Below are 17205 nucleotides of genomic sequence, written 5' to 3' on the forward strand. Positions count from 1 at the left end.
ATCACGTTTCGGTGCGGCGCCAGTTCCCGGTGAGCGCGGGTGCCACCTGGTCCAGGTAAGTGGTCGTCAGGTCCCGCAGGGCCGCCAGGCCGACCTCGTCGCGCGCCGACCAGATCCGCTCGGTGACCCTCATCACGGCGCCGAAGACGGCCACGACCACGCGGGGCCGGGGGTCCCGGTCGATGTCCAGGCCCTCGCGGGCGGCGACGACGCGGGCGATCTCCTCCTCCAGCTCCGTCGCGCGCCGCAGATGGGCGGCGAGCAGCGCGGGCGTCGACTCGATCACCCGGTAGAAGCGCATGTGCAGTTCCAGCGGGATCAGCTGCTCCACGGCCTCGCCGATGGTGTTCCAGCTCTCGGCCAGGGCCATGCGCAGCGCGTCCAGGGGCGCTTCCTCGGGCGGCCGCGCGAGTACGGCGTCGACGAAGCGGGACTCCGCGAGCCGGGACACGAAGAACGCCGCGTCCTCCTTGGAGGCGAAGTAGCGGAAGAAGGTGCGCTGCGAGACGTCGGCGGCCTCGGCGATGTCGTCGACGGTCGTCTCCTCGTAACCGCGTGCGGTGAACAGTTCGAGGGCCGAGCGCAGCAGCAGGTCCCGGGTGCGCTGTTTCTTGAGTTCGCGCAGGCCGGGGCGGGAGGCCGCGGGTGCGGTCTCCGGCGGTGCCGACGTGCCGGCCACCTTCACAAGTCGTCTCCTTCGTACGGTTTCCCCAGTTCGGGCTGAATGGGGGATGTCTTGTCAGTTACTGACTCGTGAATTGGTTTGTCAACTGTCAGCGGCTGTCATTAGCCTCATCGGTATGACTAGTCAGACCACCATCGACAAGCCGGGACCGGGTGACGGCACCCCGGCGGGTTCAGCGCCCGCCAAGGGATGGCGGGGCCATCCGTGGGTCACTCTCGTCACCGTCGCGGTCGGGGTCATGATGGTGGCCCTGGACGGCACCATCGTGGCGATCGCCAACCCGGCCATCCAGGACGACCTGGACGCGAGCCTCGCGGACGTCCAGTGGATCACCAACGCCTACTTCCTCGCCCTTGCGGTCGCGCTGATCACCGCGGGCAAGCTCGGTGACCGCTTCGGTCACCGGCAGACCTTTCTCATCGGCGTGGCGGGCTTCGCCGTCTCCTCCGGTGCCATCGGGCTGTCGGGCAGCATCGCCTCGGTCATCGTCTTCCGCGTCCTCCAGGGCCTGTTCGGCGCGCTGCTGATGCCGGCCGCGCTCGGCCTGCTGCGGGCCACCTTCCCGGCCGAGAAGCTCAACATGGCCATCGGCATCTGGGGCATGGTCATCGGCGCCTCCACCGCGGGCGGCCCGATCCTCGGCGGCGTGCTGGTCGAGCACGTCAACTGGCAGTCCGTGTTCTTCATCAACGTGCCGGTGGGCATCGTCGCCGTCGTGCTCGGCGTGATGATCCTGCTGGACCACCGGGCCGAGAACGCGCCGCGCTCCTTCGACGTCCTCGGCATCGTGCTGCTGTCGGCCTCGATGTTCGCCCTCGTCTGGGCGCTGATCAAGGCCCCCGAGTGGGGCTGGGGCTCCGGGCAGACCTGGACGTACATCGTCGGGTCGATGGTGGGCTTCGTCCTGTTCTCCGTCTGGGAGACCAAGGTCAAGGAGCCGCTGATCCCGCTGGCGATGTTCCGCTCGGTGCCGCTGTCGGCCGGTGTGGTCCTGATGGTCCTGATGGCCATCGCCTTCATGGGCGGTCTGTTCTTCGTCACCTTCTACCTGCAGAACGTCCACGGCATGAGCCCGATCGACGCCGGTCTGCACCTGCTGCCGCTCACCGGCATGATGATCGTCGCCTCTCCGCTGGCCGGCGCGATGATCACCAAGGTCGGCCCGCGCATCCCGCTGGCCGGCGGCATGGTGTGCACCGCGGTCGCCATGTTCGGCATCTCGACGCTGGAGACGGACACCGGCAGCGGTCTGATGTCGGTCTGGTTCGCCCTGCTCGGCCTCGGCCTCGCGCCCGTCATGGTCGGCGCCACCGAGGTCATCGTCGGCAACGCGCCGATGGAGCTCTCGGGCGTGGCCGGCGGCCTCCAGCAGGCCGCGATGCAGATCGGCGGCAGCCTCGGCACGGCCGTGCTGGGCGCCGTGATGGCCTCCAAGGTCGACAGCGACCTGCCGGGCAACTGGGCGGACGCGGGACTGCCCGAGCTGACGCCGGAGCAGGCGGACCAGGCCTCCGAGGCGGTCCGGGTCGGCGTCCCGCCGGTGGCGGAGGGCACCCCGGCCGAGGTCGCCGGAAAGATCGCGGACGTCGCCCACGACACCTTCATCTCCGGCATGAGCCTCGCCTCGCTCGTCGCCGCCGGGGTCGCGGTCGTGGCCGTCTTCGTCGCCTTCCTCACCAAGCGCGGTGAGAACGCGGACGCGGGCGCGGGCGTCGGCCACATCTGATCCGGCCCGCGGAGTTCGTCGGCCCCCTGTTTCGTCCATCAGGGTGACGGGGGCCGCGAACCCTCCCCTCCACCAGACCTCGCAGGTCACAGTGGGTCATGTCCTCCGCAGGGCACGGAGGGCGTGCGGCTGCGGCGCGCTGCCGGAGGGGGGCGGCGCGCAGGCAGCACAGGCGAAGCAGGCATGACACTCCGCACGGGGGTACTCGAACTCCACAAGGAGTTCAGGGCGTTGACGGCGAGCTTCGAACAAGGATCGCGCAGGTGCCCCCGCTCACATGGCCGGACGTGGTCATGGACCGGGCAGGATCGCGCGACGCTCGCGATCGCCGGAGCCGTCCGCGCGGTCACCGGCCTCTCGGCGCCGGGAACCGTGCCCGGGCACGGCGTCACCCTTCGCCCGGATGTTCTCACCCCCGCCCGTTAGGGACGGGGGTGAGCCATGTGCCACCCCGGCTCCGGGGAGGCGGTACGGGGCGCGAGGGTGACGAGAACTACGCGTCCCCGCCGGCCGCCCCCGGGTCCGCCGCGGCCACGTCGAGCAGCCGGTACCGGTCGATCGCCTGCTTCAGCACCGACCGGTCGACCTTCCCCTCCCGCGCCAGCTCGCTCAGCACGCCCACCACGATCGACTCGGCGTCGATGTGGAAGAACCGCCGCGCCGCCCCGCGCGTGTCGGCGAAGCCGAACCCGTCGGCGCCCAGCGACTGGTACGTCCCCGGCACCCACCGCGCGATCTGGTCCGGCACCGACCGCATCCAGTCGGACACCGCCACGAACGGCCCCTGCGCGCCCGCCAGCTTCCGCGTCACGTACGGCACCTGCTGCTCCTCCTCGGGGTGCAGCAGGTTGTGCTCCTCGCAGTCCACGGCCTCGCGCCGCAGCTCGTTCCAGGAGGTCGCCGACCAGACGTCGGCGCGCACGTTCCACTCCTCGGCGAGGATCCGCTGCGCCTCCACGGCCCACGGCACGGCGACGCCGGACGCCATGATCTGCGCGGGGATGGCACCGCCGGTGCCCTCGCTGAAGCGGTACACGCCCTTGAGGATGCCCTCGACGTCCACGTTCTCGGGCTCTGCCGGGTGCCGGATGGGCTCGTTGTAGACGGTGAGGTAGTAGAAGACGTCCTCGCCGTGCGGGTGCTGCTCGTCCCCGCCGTACATGCGGCGCAGGCCGTCCTGGACGATGTGCGCGATCTCGAACCCGAAGGCGGGGTCGTACGCCACGCACGCCGGGTTGGTCGAGGCGAGCAGCTGCGAGTGGCCGTCCGCGTGCTGGAGGCCCTCACCGGTCAGGGTCGTACGGCCCGCGGTCGCGCCCAGGACGAAACCGCGCGCCAACTGGTCGCCCATCTGCCAGAACTGGTCGCCGGTGCGCTGGAAACCGAACATCGAGTAGAAGACGTAGACCGGGATGAGCGGTTCGCCGTGCGTGGCGTACGCCGATCCGGCCGCGATCAGCGAGGCCGTGCAGCCGGCTTCCGAGATGCCGTCGTGCAGCATCTGCCCGTTCGGCGCCTCCTTGTAGGCGAGCAGCAGGTCCCGGTCCACGGACTCGTACTGCTGCCCGAGCGGGTTGTAGATCTTCGCACTCGGGAAGAACGAGTCCATGCCGAAGGTGCGGTACTCGTCCGGCGCGATCAGCACGAACCGCCTGCCGATCTCCTTGTCCCGCATGAGGTCCTTGAGCAGGCGCACAAAGGCCATCGTCGTCGCGATGGATTGCTGACCGGACCCCTTCTTCACGGTCGCGTACGTCTTGTCGTCCGGCAGCGCGAGCGGCTTCGACCGCACCACCCGGGTCGGCACGTACCCGCCGCAGCCCAGGCGCCGGTCGTGCATGTACTGCATCTCCTCGGTGTCCCGGCCCGGGTGGTAGTACGGCGGCGGGCCGGACTCCAGCTCCTTGTCGGAGATCGGCAGGTGCAGCCGGTCGCGGAAGCGCTTGAGGTCGTCGACCGTCAGCTTCTTCATCTGGTGCGTGGCGTTGCGGCCCTCGAAGTTCGGGCCCAGCGTCCAGCCCTTGATCGTCTTGGCCAGGATGACCGTCGGCTGGCCCTTGTGCTCCAGCGCCGCCTTGTACGCCGCGTAGATCTTCCGGTGGTCGTGGCCGCCGCGCCCCAGGTGCAGGATCTGCTGGTCGGTCATGTCCTCGACCATCTTGCGCAGCCGGTGGTCGTCGCCGAAGAAGTGGTCGCGGATGTAGGCACCGGACTCGGTGGCGTACGTCTGGAACTGGCCGTCCGGGGTCGTGTTCATGCGGTTGACCAGCACACCGTCGCGGTCCTGGGCCAGCAGCGGGTCCCAGGTGCGGTCCCAGATCAGCTTGATCACGTTCCAGCCGGCGCCGCGGAAGACCGACTCCAGCTCCTGGATGATCTTGCCGTTGCCGCGCACCGGGCCGTCCAGGCGCTGGAGGTTGCAGTTGACCACGAAGGTCAGGTTGTCCAGCCCCTCGCGCGCGGCGATGGACAGCTGGCCCAGCGACTCCGGCTCGTCCATCTCGCCGTCGCCGAGGTAGGCCCACACGTGCGACTTCGAGGTGTCCGCGATGCCGCGCGCGTGCATGTAACGGTTCATCCGCGCCTGGAAGATGGCGCCGATCGGACCGAGGCCCATGGAGACCGTCGGGAACTCCCAGAAGTCCGGCATCGACCGCGGATGCGGGTACGACGACAGCGCGTTCGGCGCCTTGGACTTCTCCTGGCGGAAGCCGTCCAGGTGCTCCTCGCTCAGCCGGTCGAGCAGGTACGCGCGCGCGTAGATGCCGGGCGAGGCGTGCCCCTGGAAGAAGACCTGGTCGCCGCCGTCGCCCTCGTCCTTGCCCCGGAAGAAGTGGTTGAAGCCCACGTCGTACAGGGAGGCGGAGGAGGCGAAGGTCGCGATGTGGCCGCCGACGCCGATGCCGGGCCGCTGCGCGCGCGAGACCATCACCGCCGCGTTCCAGCGGGTGGCGTTGAGGATCTTGCGTTCGATCTCCTCGTTGCCGGGGAAGAACGGCTCGCTCTTGGTCGGGATGGTGTTGACGTAGTCCGTGCTGCGCATCTCGGGCACGGCCACGCGCTTCTCGCGGGCCCGCTCGATCAGCCGCAGCATCAGGAACCGGGCCCGCTCCCGGCCGCGCTCGTCGACGGCGGCGTCGAGCGAGTCGAGCCACTCCTGGGTCTCCTCGGGATCGAAGTCGGGGACCTGACTCGGGAGGCCGCCAATGATGATCGGATTGCGATCACTGCGATCGGATGCGGAAGCCACGCTGTTCCTTCGCTGTCGGAGGGCCGTTTTCCGGTGGTTTTTCGGTTTCTTTCCGGGTGTCTGCGCCGATTCCCCCGCTGGTTCCCCATCGTGGACCTCGCGGAGGCAATCGTCATCTGTACCGTGGGGTAACCGGTTCTCCCGCGAGAATCGGGGGCACGTTCATTCGAGTCTCGTACCCACACATGGTTCCCAAATACGCAAACGGGGCAGATAGGTGTGGTGTACGTCACCTTCGGGCTGGACGGCATGGCTGGAGTTGCGTCGACACGGCCGGGATCGTCACCGTTTCGGCGGTCCCGGACGCCGGGTACTTGCGCGATCCGTCCCGCCCGTGTGGACTACGGCCAAGCTTCGCGCACGCGCGAGGCCACAAGACATCTACCGAAACATGATCAGGAGGCAACCCGTGAGCGCGACCGCGGACCACGCGGAGGAGCGGACGAACCCTGCCGCCAGGCTGGGTTTCCAGCCCGGGCAGGTGGTCCAGGAGATCGGCTACGACGACGACGTCGACCAGGAGCTCCGCGAGGCCATTGAGGGCGCCGTCGAGGGCGAGCTGGTGGACGAGGACTACGAGGACGTGGCCGATGCCGTCGTGCTGTGGTTCCGTGACGACGACGGCGACCTGACGGATGCGCTGGTGGATGCCACCACGTACATCGAAGAGGGCGGGTCGATCCTCCTTCTCACGCCGAAGACCGGCCGTGACGGGTACGTCGAGGCCAGTGACATCTCGGAGGCCTCGACGACCGCCGGACTGACGGCGTCCAAGAGCGTCAGCGTCGGCAAGGACTGGAGCGGCAGCCGGCTGGCGACGCCGAAGGCCGCCAAGTCCAAGCGGTAGCCCCCGGGCTCCGCGACGCACCGGACCCCGGACTGGCCGGCAGCCGACCGCTGTCGGCCCGTCCGCGGGACCGCGACCGTCCCTGCGTAGGGTGTTTCCAGCGAACCACCCTAGGAAGGGATGTACGGGACATGGCGATCCAGGTCGGCGACAAGGCCCCCGACTTCGAACTCAAGGACAACCACGGCGCGACCGTCCGGCTGTCCGAGTTCCGCGGCCGCAAGAACGTCGTGCTGCTCTTCTACCCCTTCGCCTTCACCGGTGTGTGCACGGGCGAGCTGTGCGAGGTGCGCGACAACCTGCCGCAGTTCTCCGACCGGGACACCCAGGTGCTCGCCGTGTCCAACGACTCCATCCACACCCTGCGCGTCTTCGCCGAGCAGGAGGGCCTGGAGTACCCGCTGCTCTCCGACTTCTGGCCGCACGGCAACGTCTCGCGCGCCTACGGCGTCTTCGACGAGGACAAGGGCTGCGCGGTCCGCGGCACCTTCGTCATCGACCAGGAGGGCGTCGTGCGCTGGACCGTGGTCAACGGTCTGCCGGACGCCCGCGACCTGACCGAGTACGTGAAGGCGCTCGACTCCCTGTGACCGGCGCCCGCCGCCGACGCCGGGTACCGGCCCCGGGTGCCGACACCACGTGATTCGTCGGCTCCGGGGACTGCGGGGGGCGGGAACCCGTCACTAGGATCGACTCGTTGATCCGATATCCACGCACTACGGGGCACCCCGCCCCTGGACACCAATGGAGGACTCGTGGGAGTCAGCCTCAGCAAGGGCGGCAACGTATCGCTGACCAAGGAGGCCCCCGGCCTGACCGCGGTCATCGTCGGTCTGGGGTGGGACATCCGCACCACGACCGGCACCGACTTCGACCTGGACGCCAGCGCGCTGCTGCTGAACAGCGGCGGCAAGGTCGCCAGCGACGCGCACTTCATCTTCTTCAACAACCTGAAGAGCCCGGACGGATCGGTCGAGCACACCGGCGACAACATCACCGGTGAGGGCGAGGGCGACGACGAGCAGATCAAGATCAACCTCGCCACGGTCCCGGCCGACATCGAGAAGATCGTCTTCCCGGTCTCGATCTACGACGCCGAGAACCGCCAGCAGTCCTTCGGCCAGGTGCGCAACGCGTTCATCCGCGTCGTCAACCAGGCCGGCGAGGCCGAGATCGCCCGCTACGACCTGAGCGAGGACGCCTCCACGGAGACCGCCATGGTCTTCGGCGAGCTGTACCGCCACGGTGCGGAGTGGAAGTTCCGCGCCATCGGCCAGGGCTACGCCTCGGGCCTGCGCGGCATCGCCCAGGACTTCGGCGTCAACGTCTGAGCGACCGTCTCGACACGTCCGGCGCCGCACGGTTTACGTGCGGCGCCGGACGCGCAGGAAACCCGAGAACCATCACCCGGGGAGGGACCATCACCATGGGCGTCACGCTTGCCAAGGGCGGCAACGTCTCCCTGTCCAAGGCCGCACCGAACCTCACACAGGTACTGGTCGGGCTCGGCTGGGACGCGCGTTCCACCACCGGAGCACCCTTCGACCTCGACGCGAGCGCACTCGTGTGCGGCAGCGGCCGGGTGCTCGGCGACGAGTGGTTCGTCTTCTACAACCAGCTCAAGAGCCCGGACGGCTCGATCGAGCACACCGGCGACAACCTCACCGGTGAGGGCGACGGCGACGACGAGTCGCTGCTGGTCGACCTCGCCAAGGTGCCGGCGCACTGCGACAAGATCGTCTTCCCGGTCTCCATCCACATGGCCGACGAGCGCGGCCAGGCCTTCGGCCAGGTCAGCAACGCCTTCATCCGGGTCGTCAACCAGGCCGACGGCCAGGAACTGGCCCGCTACGACCTCAGCGAGGACGCCTCCACGGAGACCGCGATGATCTTCGGCGAGCTCTACCGCTACCAGGGCGAGTGGAAGTTCCGTGCAGTGGGGCAGGGGTACGCGTCGGGGCTTCGCGGTATCGCTCTAGACTTCGGAGTCAACGTTTCGTAAAGCCGAGTACGGCGCGGGGGAGCCCCGTACACACACGATTGGGTAGCCAGTGCTTCTGAAAACCTTCGGCTGGTCGTTCGCGGTCACCGCGCTCGGCCTGGTCGCGGCGATCTTCTACGGGGGGTGGACCGCCTTCGGCATCGTGGCGATCCTCTCGATCATGGAGATCTCGCTGTCCTTCGACAACGCGGTGGTCAACGCCGGGATCCTGAAGAAGATGAATGCCTTCTGGCAGAAGATCTTCCTCACCATCGGCATCCTCATCGCGGTGTTCGGCATGCGCCTGGTGTTCCCGGTCGTGATCGTGGCGATCAGCGCCCAGCTCGGACCCATCGAGGCCGTCGACCTCGCGCTCACCGACAAGGACCGCTATCAGGAGCTGGTGACGGACGCCCATCCGTCGATCGCCGCGTTCGGTGGCATGTTCCTCCTGATGATCTTCCTCGACTTCATCTTCGAGGACCGGGACATCAAGTGGCTGGCCTGGCTGGAGCGTCCGCTGGCCAAGCTCGGCAAGGTCGACATGCTGTCGGTCTGCATCGCCCTGATCGTGCTGCTGGTCTCCGCCATCACCTTCGGCGCCCACGCCCACCAGCACGGCGGCGCCCATGCCGACAAGGCCGAGACCGTGTTGCTCGCGGGCATCGCGGGTCTGATCACCTACATGATCGTCGGCGGTCTCTCCGGCTACTTCGAGGACAAACTCGAAGAGGAGGAGGAACGCGAGCACGAGGAGGAAGAGCGGGCCGCGCGCACCGGCAAGCCCAAGTCGGCCGTCGCGCTGGCGGGCAAGGCCGCGTTCTTCATGTTCCTCTACCTGGAGGTCCTGGACGCGTCGTTCTCCTTCGACGGCGTCATCGGCGCCTTCGCCATCACCAACGACATCGTCCTGATGGCCCTCGGCCTCGGCATCGGCGCCATGTACGTGCGGTCCCTGACCGTCTATCTGGTCCGCCAGGGCACCCTCGACGACTACGTCTACCTGGAGCACGGCGCGCACTACGCCATCGGCGCCCTCGCCGTGATCCTGCTGGTCACCATCCAGTACGAGATCCACGAGATCATCACCGGCCTCGTCGGCGTCACCCTCATCGCCTGGTCCTTCTTCTCCTCCGTGCGCCGCAACCGCGCACTGGCGGCGGCCGGCGGAGGCGGCGACCAGGAGAAGGCGGAGGTCTCCTCCGGGGTGTGAAACCCTTGATCTCCGGGCCGGGGCGCGCTCCCGGTGCGCCCATGCCCCGGGTGTGAACCCGGCCCGGACGAGGAACGCTCTGAGCGGGGCGGCCGACGAGGACGACTCCTCGGGGCCGCCCCGTCGGCGGTGACGCGAAGGTGGGGCGGGAATGGGCTTCTTGGACGGGCTGTGGCGCGGCCGCGAGTCCGAGTTCGACTCGGGCAGCGCGGCGACCAACTCCATACAGCTGACCAAACGGCACAGCCAGGTCTCCCTGACCAAGCAGGGAGCGGCGACCGGCAATCTCCGCGTCAACCTCTCCTGGCGGATGCGGACCTCCGACATCTCGGGCGTCCAGCGGGAGAGCCTGCTGCGGCACCCCTTAAAGGCGCTCAAGCCCCCCGAGGTCGTCGGCCACAGCCAGAGCATGGTCAACGTCGACCTCGACCTCGGCTGCCTCTACGAACTCCAGGACGGCACCCGCGGGGTGGTCCAGCCGCTCGGCGGCTTCCTGGGCGACGTCAACGCCCCGCCCTACGTCAAGCTCAGCGGCGACGACCGCTTCGGCTCGGCCTCCGGCGAGACGCTGTACATCAACCTCGACCACCGGGACGCCATCAAGCGCCTGCTGCTCTTCGCCTACATCTACGACCAGACCCCCGCCTTCGACCGGACGCACGCCGTCGTCACGCTCTACCCGAGCAACGGCCCCCGCATCGAGATAGGCCTCGACGAGCGCCATCCGCAGGCCCGGTCGTGCGCCGTGGTGATGCTCGAGAACGTCAAGGACGAGATCATCGTCCGCCGCGAGGTGAAGTTCGTGTACGGCTTCCAGGGCGAACTGGACCGGCTGTACGGGTGGGGCCTCCAGTGGGGCCGGGGGCACAAGAGCAAGGCGGACCGCTGAGCCCGTACCCGGGCCCCTGAACCCGTACCCGGGCCGCTGAGCCGGTGTCCGGGCCCCTGGCGCGTCCCGCGGCCGTGCGGCCCCTCCGCGGCGGCTACCGGCCGAGGAACTGCGGCCCCTGCGGGGGCAGCCGGAAGTCCGGGTCGGGCGCCCCCGTGACCGGCTGCGGATAGCCGTACCCGGACTGCGCCCCGGTGACCCCGGCCGCGGCGGGCGCCTGCGGATACCCGTAGGCGGGCTGGGGTGCCGGTTGCTGCGGATAGCCGTACGCGGGCTGCGCCGGTACGCCGGCGGGCTGCTCGGGCGGCAGCGGCCGCGAGACCTCCGGCAGGGGCTGCACCGCCGTCGGCTGGTCGGGGCCGACCACCGGCGGGGCCGACACGGACGCGGCGGGCGCGGACTGGGACGGGGCGGGGGCCGGCGGGGACGGTTCGGGCCGGGGGGCCGACATGGGATCGTCCGCGCCCTCCGACTCGTCCACCGAGATGCCGAAGTCGGTCGCCAGGCCCTTGAGCCCGTTGGAGTAGCCCTCGCCCAGCGCCCGGAACTTCCAGCCCTCCCCGCGCCGGTACAGCTCGCCGCAGATCAGCGCCGTCTCCTCGCCCGTCTCCGGCTTGACGTCGAAGTACGCCAGCGGTTCCGCGTCGGCGGCCGCGGCGTCGTGCAGCAGGATGCGCAGCGACGTGACCCGGTCGAAGGCGACCCCGTCCGCCGAGGCGACCAGCAGGATCCGGCCCACGGAGGGCTCGACCCCGGAGAGGTCTGTCTGGATCGTGTCGGTCAGCCCCTCGGCGACCCGCTTCTTGCCGAGCCGCCAGACCTGGCCGGACGGGTGCCGGGGCTGGTTGTAGAAGACGAAGTCCTCGTCGGAACGCACACGGTCGTCCGGCCCCAGCAGCAGCGCGGAGGCGTCGACGTCGGGGACCCCCTGCCCGGGGGTCCAGCGCAGCACGGCGCGTACCGTGGTGGCTTGCAGCGGGACGTTCGACCCCTTCAGCATCGCGTGCGTCATGCCGTCATCCTGCCCTCTCGGTCCTGGTCACGACAACGCGGGGGCGGGTACTCGGCTCGTGTCCGCCCGCCCCGGCTCGCCGTCGCCGACACGGCCGGGTTACCTGGAATTCATGCCCGGTGGGAACCTCCGACACGGATACATACGTACTATTACCGGCCACCTTTCGTCGATCAACAGGTTGCCCAGACACCACGGGGGAGTTCAAATGCGTCACTTCGGACAGATGGCCCCTGATGTGCGGAAGCGTCTCTTCCATCAGGAGCCGTGCACCTTCACCGCGGACTCCCCGGCCCGGCTGCTGTCCGCGGCCCTGGGCGCCACGCTCTACAGCCCGGCCACCCGGCCGAGCCTCGCCGACGACATCCTGAAACAGGGTGCCCGCGGGCTGGTGTCGATGGTGCTGTGCCTGGAGGACTCGATCGACGACGCCGACGTGCCCTTCGGCGAGGAGAACCTCGTCCGCCGGCTCACGGACCTGGCGGAACGTTCCGGCGTCGACCTGCCCCTCCTGTTCGTCCGGGTCCGCACCCCCGAGCAGATACCGGACCTCGTACATCGCCTGGGCCCCGCCGTGCGGCTGCTGTCCGGATTCGTACTGCCGAAGTTCACCGAGGAACGCGGCATGCCCTTCCTGGAGGCGCTCGCCGCGGCCGAGGCCACCAGCGGCCGCAGGCTCTTCGCCATGCCGGTGCTCGAGTCCCCCGACCTGCTGTACCGGGAGACCCGGGTGCAGACGCTGGAGGGAATCTTCCGCGCGGTCGACAAGTACCGGGACCGCGTCCTCGCCCTGCGGCTCGGCGTGACCGACTTCTGCTCCTCCTACGGGCTGCGCAGAGGCCCCGACATGACGGCCTACGACGTCCAGATCGTCGCCTCCGTGATCGCCGACGTGGTGAACATGCTCGCCCGCGCCGACGGCACCGGCTTCACGGTGACCGGACCCGTGTGGGAGTACTTCCGGGTCCAGGAGCGCATGTTCAAACCGCAACTGCGCCAGAGCCCCTTCCTCGAGGGACAGGCCGTCGAACTGCGCCAGAAGCTCATCGAGCACTCGATGGACGGTCTGCTGCGCGAGATCTCCCTGGACCGGGCCAACGGCCTGCTGGGCAAGACCTGCATCCACCCCTCGCACGTGCTCCCCGTGCACGCGCTGTCCGTGGTCAGCCACGAGGAGTACAGCGACGCCCAGGACATCCTGCGGCCCGAACGGGGTGGCGGAGGCGTGATGAGGTCCGCCTACACCAACAAGATGAACGAGGTGAAGCCCCATCGCGCCTGGGCCGAGCGGACCCTGCTGCGCGCCGAGGTCTTCGGGGTGGCGAACGAGGACATCGGCTTCGTGGAGCTGCTCGCCGCCGGCCTGTCCGACTGAACGCCGGGTGACCGGACGCAAGCGATCCATGACCGACGCCGGGCGCACGCCGCGGCGGACAACGGGAGGCACGAGTACATGACCGAGAGGGCGCACGCCGAAGGGCACGCCGAAGAGCCCGTCGGAGTCTGGTCCGGCAGCTGGGTCGCCGAGCGGCTCGGCGTCGAACTCGCCGGCGACGAGGCGCTGACCGGCCTGCTGGGGCTCGCCCTGCGCCGCAACCCCAAGCGGGCGCACCTGCTCGTCTCCAACGTGCTCGGCAAACACGTCCCGCAGTCGCCCTCCGTCGTGTACGGGCACGGCGTCGCCCTCGGCCGGCGGGTCCGCGAGCTGCTCGGCGCGGACGCGGCCGAACGCGCGGTCGTCCTCGGCTACGCGGAGACCGCCACCGGACTCGGCCACTCCGTCGCCGACGGCCTGGGCCCCGCCCCGTACCTGCACTCCACCCGCCGTCCGGTCACCGGAGTCGCCCGGGCTGGCGGCTTCGAGGAGTCCCACTCGCACGCGACCTCCCACCTCCTGCTGCCCGCGGACCCCGCGCTGCTGGCCGGGGACGGGCCGCTGGTCCTCGTCGACGACGAGTTCTCCACGGGGAACACGGTGCTGAACACCGTGCGCGATCTCCACGAGCGGTATCCGCGGGAGCGGTACGTGGTGGTCGCCCTGGTGGACATGCGGTCGGCGGCGGACGCGGGGCGCCTCGAGGAGTTCGCGCGGGAGATCGGCGCGCGGGTGGATCTCGTAGCGGCGGCCTCGGGGACGGTGCGGCTCCCGGACGGGGTGCTGGAGAAGGGGCAGGCCCTGGTGACGCGGTACGAGGCGGAGAGCGCGCAGGCCGGTGGTCCGTCGTCCGCGGCGCCGTCGTGGCCGGTCGCGCCCCCGGCGGGCGTTGTCGGCCCCGCACACGACCACCGCACCCACCCCCGCGCCACCCCCGTGGACCTGCGCTGGCCCGCCGGTCTTCCCGACGGCGGCCGGCACGGCTTCACCGCCGCGGACCGGGACCGGCTGGAGAGCGCCCTGCCCGGCATGGCGGCCCGGATCGCCGAGGCGCTGCCCGCCGGCGCCCGGCGGGTGCTCGTCCTCGGCTTCGAGGAGCTGATGTACGCCCCGCTCCGCCTGGCCCGGGCGCTGGAGCAGACCGCCGGCGACGGCGTCGACGTGCGCTACTCCACCACCACCCGCTCTCCCGTCCTCGCCGTCGACGACCCCGGCTACGCGATACGCACCCGCCTGGTCTTCCCCGCGCACGACGACCCGGCCGACGGCCCCGGCGAGCGCTACGCCTACAACGTCGCGGGCGCCGGTTTCGACGCCGTGGTCGCCGTCGTCGACTCGGCGGCCGACACCCCCGCGCTGCACGCCCCGGACGGGCTGGCCGCCCGGCTCGCCGCCCACGTCCCCCACGTCCTGCTCGCGGTCGTCCCGTCGTACGTCCCCGACGTCCCGCCCGTCCCGCAAGCCCCGGAAAGGCCCTCCATGCTGCCCGAGCCGCTGCGCGGCCCCGCGTTCTCCTCGTACGCGCCCGACGAGGTCGGCTGGCTGCTCCAGGACCTCTCCGACGTGACGCTGGAGGCGCCGACCGAGGAGCGCGAGGAGGCGATCCAGAGCGGCGGCGCGCACTACGCCGAGTCGCTGCCCGTGGAGTACCAGCCCAGCGAGCAGTACCAGGAGCTGTTCCACGCGGCGCTGGAGGCGTCCGCCGCCCGGCTGGCGCGCGCCGTCGGCGCCGTCACCGAGATCGTCCTCGCGGAGCGCTCGCCCCGCCCCGTCCTGGTCTCCCTCGCCCGCGCGGGCACCCCCGTCGGCGTGCTGATGCGCCGTTGGGCGCAGTACCGGCACGGCCTCGACCTCTCCCACTACGCGGTGTCGATCGTCCGGGGGCGGGGCATCGACGCCAACGCCCTGCGCTGGCTGGCCGGCCACCACGACCCCGCCGACGTCGTCTTCGTCGACGGCTGGACCGGCAAGGGCGCCATCACCCGCGAACTCGCCGCCGCCCTGCGCGACTTCGAGGCCTCCGACGGCGTCACCGGCTTCGACCCGGAGATCGCCGTACTCGCCGACCCCGGCTCCTGCGTACGCACCTACGGCACCCGGGACGACTTCCTCATCCCCTCGGCCTGCCTCAACTCGACCGTCTCCGGCCTCGTTTCGCGCACCGTGCTCCGCGCCGACCTGGTCGGCCCGCACGACTTCCACGGCGCGAAGTTCTACCGCGAACTCGCCGGCGCCGACCTGTCACCGGCCTTCCTCGACGCCGTCTCCGCCTGCTTCCCGGACGTCACGGACGCGGTCGACACCCACGTCAAGGACCTCCTCTCCGCCGACCGCACCCCCACCTGGGAGGGCTGGGCCGCCGTCGAGCGCATCAGCGAGGAGTACGGCATCCACGACGTGAACCTCGTCAAGCCCGGCGTCGGCGAGACCACGCGGGTGATGCTGCGCCGCGTGCCGTGGAAGGTGCTGGCCCGGGCGGGCGCCGGCGCCGACCTGGACCACGTCCGGCTGCTGGCCGAGCAGCGGGGCGTGCCCGTGGAGGAGGTCGACGGCCTGCCCTACACCTGCGTCGGGCTGATCCACCCCCAGTACACCCGGGGCGCCACCGGCGCCGACGGCAAGGCGGTGACGCTCTGATGCCGGTGCTCGTCGCCAGCGACCTCGACCGCACGCTCATCTACTCCGCGGCCGCGCTCGGACTGACCATGCCCGACCTGCGGGCACCCCGTCTGCTGTGCGTGGAGGTGTACGAGAGCAGACCCCTGTCCTACCTGACCGAGACGGCCGCCCAGCTGCTGACCGACCTCGGCGACACGGCGCTCTTCGTGCCGACCACCACCCGGACCCGCAAGCAGTACCAGCGGATCAACCTGCCCGGCCCGCCGCCGAAGTACGCGATCTGCGCCAACGGCGGCCACCTGCTGGTGGACGGCGTCTCCGACCCCGCCTGGCACGCCCGGGTGACCGCGCGGCTGGCCGACGAATGCGCCTCGCTGGCCGAGGTCCGCGACCACCTGACGAACACCGCCGACCCGCTGTGGGTGCGCAAGCACCGGGTCGCCGAGGACCTCTTCGCCTACCTCGTCGTCGAACGCGACCTGCTGCCCCAGGACTGGGTGAAGGAACTCGCCGTGTGGGCCGAGAACCGCGGCTGGACCGTGTCCCTCCAGGGCCGCAAGATCTACGCCGTGCCCAAGCCGCTCACCAAGAGCGCCGCCGTGCGCGAGGTCGCCCGCCGCACCGGCGCCGAACTCACCCTCGCCGCGGGCGATTCACTGCTCGACGCCGACCTGCTGCTCGCCGCCGACCGGGGCTGGCGCCCGGGCCACGGCGAACTGGCCGACTCCGGGTGGACGGCCCCGACGATCAGCGCTTTGCCCGAGCGCGGCGTCCTGGCCGGTGAGCGGATCCTCCGGGAGTTCCTGCGCGCGGCGAGCCCGGCTCGCTGAACCTGTCGTCCGGGCCCCGCCTGCGGTGGCCGGCGCCCGGACGCAGCAGCCGCATGACGACGAAGACCAGCAGGGCGAGGGCGGCCGCGGCGAGGATCACCTTCGAGTAGGTCGAGGCGATCCCCGACACCTCGGACCAGTTGTCCCCCAGCGCATAGCCTGCCAGGACGAAGACGGTGTTCCAGATCGCGCTGCCCAGCGTCGTCAGGGCGAGGAAGACGGGCAGCCGCATCCGTTCGACACCCGCCGGGACGGAGATCAGACTGCGGAAGATGGGAATCATCCGCCCGAAGAACACGGCCTTCGTCCCGTGCCTGAGGAACCACGCCTCCGTCTTCTCGATGTCGGACACCTTCACCAGCGGCAGCTTCCCCGCCATCGCCACCGTGCGGTCCCGGCCGAGCAGCGCACCGATCCCGTACAGGGCGAGCGCGCCGATCACCGAACCCGCCGTCGTCCACAGCAGGACGGCGATCAGGTTCATCCGGCCGGAGCTCGCGGCGAACCCGGCGAGCGGCAGGATCACCTCGCTCGGCAGGGGAGGGAAGAGATTCTCCAGAGCGATGGCGAGACCGGCGCCCGGTGCGCCGAGGGCGTCCATGAGGTCGTTGATCCACTGCGGGCCCGCGCCGCTGTCCGCGGCCGGCTGCGCTGCGATGGCTGTCATGACGCCCACGCTAGGAAACCGCGGCTGAAGGGATCCTGAGGAAGGGCACGGGGCACACGGCGGCTCCCTTCGCTGTCCGCTGCGGACGCCTTCCTGCGCGGGTTCCTCGCC

The 17205-nt window shown here is 70.4% G+C and carries 14 protein-coding genes; 10 read left to right on the top strand and 4 right to left on the bottom strand.

What is annotated here, in order from left to right:
- Position 1: 1 nt before the first annotated feature.
- Positions 2-685: a TetR family transcriptional regulator gene (locus OHA99_RS25945; RefSeq protein ID WP_153180054.1), complete on the bottom strand. Its 684-nt coding sequence runs from the start codon at positions 683-685 to the stop codon at positions 2-4.
- A 115-nt stretch (positions 686-800) separates the two neighbouring features.
- Here OHA99_RS25945 and OHA99_RS25950 point away from each other — a divergent pair, with 115 nt between their 5' ends.
- On the top strand, positions 801-2411 hold the full coding sequence (locus OHA99_RS25950; protein ID WP_366471964.1) for an MFS transporter: 1611 nt from the start codon (positions 801-803) through the stop codon (positions 2409-2411).
- Positions 2412-2904: 493 nt separating this feature from the next.
- Here OHA99_RS25950 and aceE read toward each other — a convergent pair whose 3' ends face one another.
- Positions 2905-5661 carry a pyruvate dehydrogenase (acetyl-transferring), homodimeric type gene (gene aceE, locus OHA99_RS25955; protein ID WP_405698071.1) on the bottom strand — a complete coding sequence of 919 codons (2757 nt, stop codon included), beginning with the start codon at positions 5659-5661 and terminating at the stop codon, positions 2905-2907.
- A 409-nt stretch (positions 5662-6070) separates the two neighbouring features.
- Between aceE and OHA99_RS25960 the strand changes: the two genes are divergently transcribed.
- The 6 genes from OHA99_RS25960 (at position 6071) to OHA99_RS25985 (ending at position 10591) form a co-directional block, all read left to right on the top strand.
- Positions 6071-6508 (top strand): DUF3052 domain-containing protein, encoded by a 438-nt coding sequence (locus OHA99_RS25960; RefSeq protein WP_007449195.1) that lies wholly within the window; start codon positions 6071-6073, stop codon positions 6506-6508.
- A gap of 131 nt (positions 6509-6639) precedes the next feature.
- Entirely contained in the window at positions 6640-7098 is a 459-nt protein-coding gene (locus OHA99_RS25965) for a peroxiredoxin (protein ID WP_054100613.1), read from the top strand.
- A 165-nt stretch (positions 7099-7263) separates the two neighbouring features.
- On the top strand, positions 7264-7839 hold the full coding sequence (locus OHA99_RS25970) for a calcium homeostasis/redox stress adaptation protein (protein WP_003976436.1): 576 nt from the start codon (positions 7264-7266) through the stop codon (positions 7837-7839).
- A gap of 95 nt (positions 7840-7934) precedes the next feature.
- Entirely contained in the window at positions 7935-8510 is a 576-nt protein-coding gene (locus OHA99_RS25975) for a TerD family protein (RefSeq protein ID WP_153180058.1), read from the top strand.
- A gap of 49 nt (positions 8511-8559) precedes the next feature.
- Positions 8560-9702, top strand: coding sequence for a DUF475 domain-containing protein (locus tag OHA99_RS25980; protein WP_153180059.1), 1143 nt, complete (start codon positions 8560-8562; stop codon positions 9700-9702).
- Positions 9703-9853: 151 nt separating this feature from the next.
- Entirely contained in the window at positions 9854-10591 is a 738-nt protein-coding gene (locus tag OHA99_RS25985; protein WP_153180060.1) for a Tellurium resistance, read from the top strand.
- Between the two features lie 94 nt (positions 10592-10685).
- Here OHA99_RS25985 and OHA99_RS25990 read toward each other — a convergent pair whose 3' ends face one another.
- Positions 10686-11603, bottom strand: a complete 918-nt coding sequence (locus OHA99_RS25990) for a TerD family protein (RefSeq protein WP_153180061.1) — start codon at positions 11601-11603, stop codon at positions 10686-10688.
- Positions 11604-11811: 208 nt separating this feature from the next.
- Here OHA99_RS25990 and OHA99_RS25995 point away from each other — a divergent pair, with 208 nt between their 5' ends.
- The 3 genes from OHA99_RS25995 (at position 11812) to OHA99_RS26005 (ending at position 16427) form a co-directional block, all read left to right on the top strand.
- Positions 11812-12978: an HpcH/HpaI aldolase/citrate lyase family protein gene (locus tag OHA99_RS25995; RefSeq protein WP_153180062.1), complete on the top strand. Its 1167-nt coding sequence runs from the start codon at positions 11812-11814 to the stop codon at positions 12976-12978.
- 78 nt (positions 12979-13056) lie between these two features.
- Positions 13057-15615 (top strand): phosphoribosyltransferase, encoded by a 2559-nt coding sequence (locus OHA99_RS26000; protein WP_405698074.1) that lies wholly within the window; start codon positions 13057-13059, stop codon positions 15613-15615.
- Positions 15615-16427 (top strand): HAD family hydrolase, encoded by an 813-nt coding sequence (locus tag OHA99_RS26005; protein ID WP_153180064.1) that lies wholly within the window; start codon positions 15615-15617, stop codon positions 16425-16427. The genes OHA99_RS26000 and OHA99_RS26005 overlap by 1 nt, the downstream gene beginning before the upstream one ends.
- Here OHA99_RS26005 and OHA99_RS26010 read toward each other — a convergent pair.
- Positions 16345-17094 (bottom strand): DedA family protein, encoded by a 750-nt coding sequence (locus tag OHA99_RS26010; protein ID WP_153180065.1) that lies wholly within the window; start codon positions 17092-17094, stop codon positions 16345-16347. The two genes, OHA99_RS26005 and OHA99_RS26010, sit on opposite strands and share 83 nt — an antisense overlap.
- Positions 17095-17205 lie beyond the last annotated feature (111 nt).

This window comes from Streptomyces coelicoflavus (assembly GCF_045041415.1).
GTDB lineage: Bacteria > Actinomycetota > Actinomycetes > Streptomycetales > Streptomycetaceae > Streptomyces > Streptomyces coelicoflavus.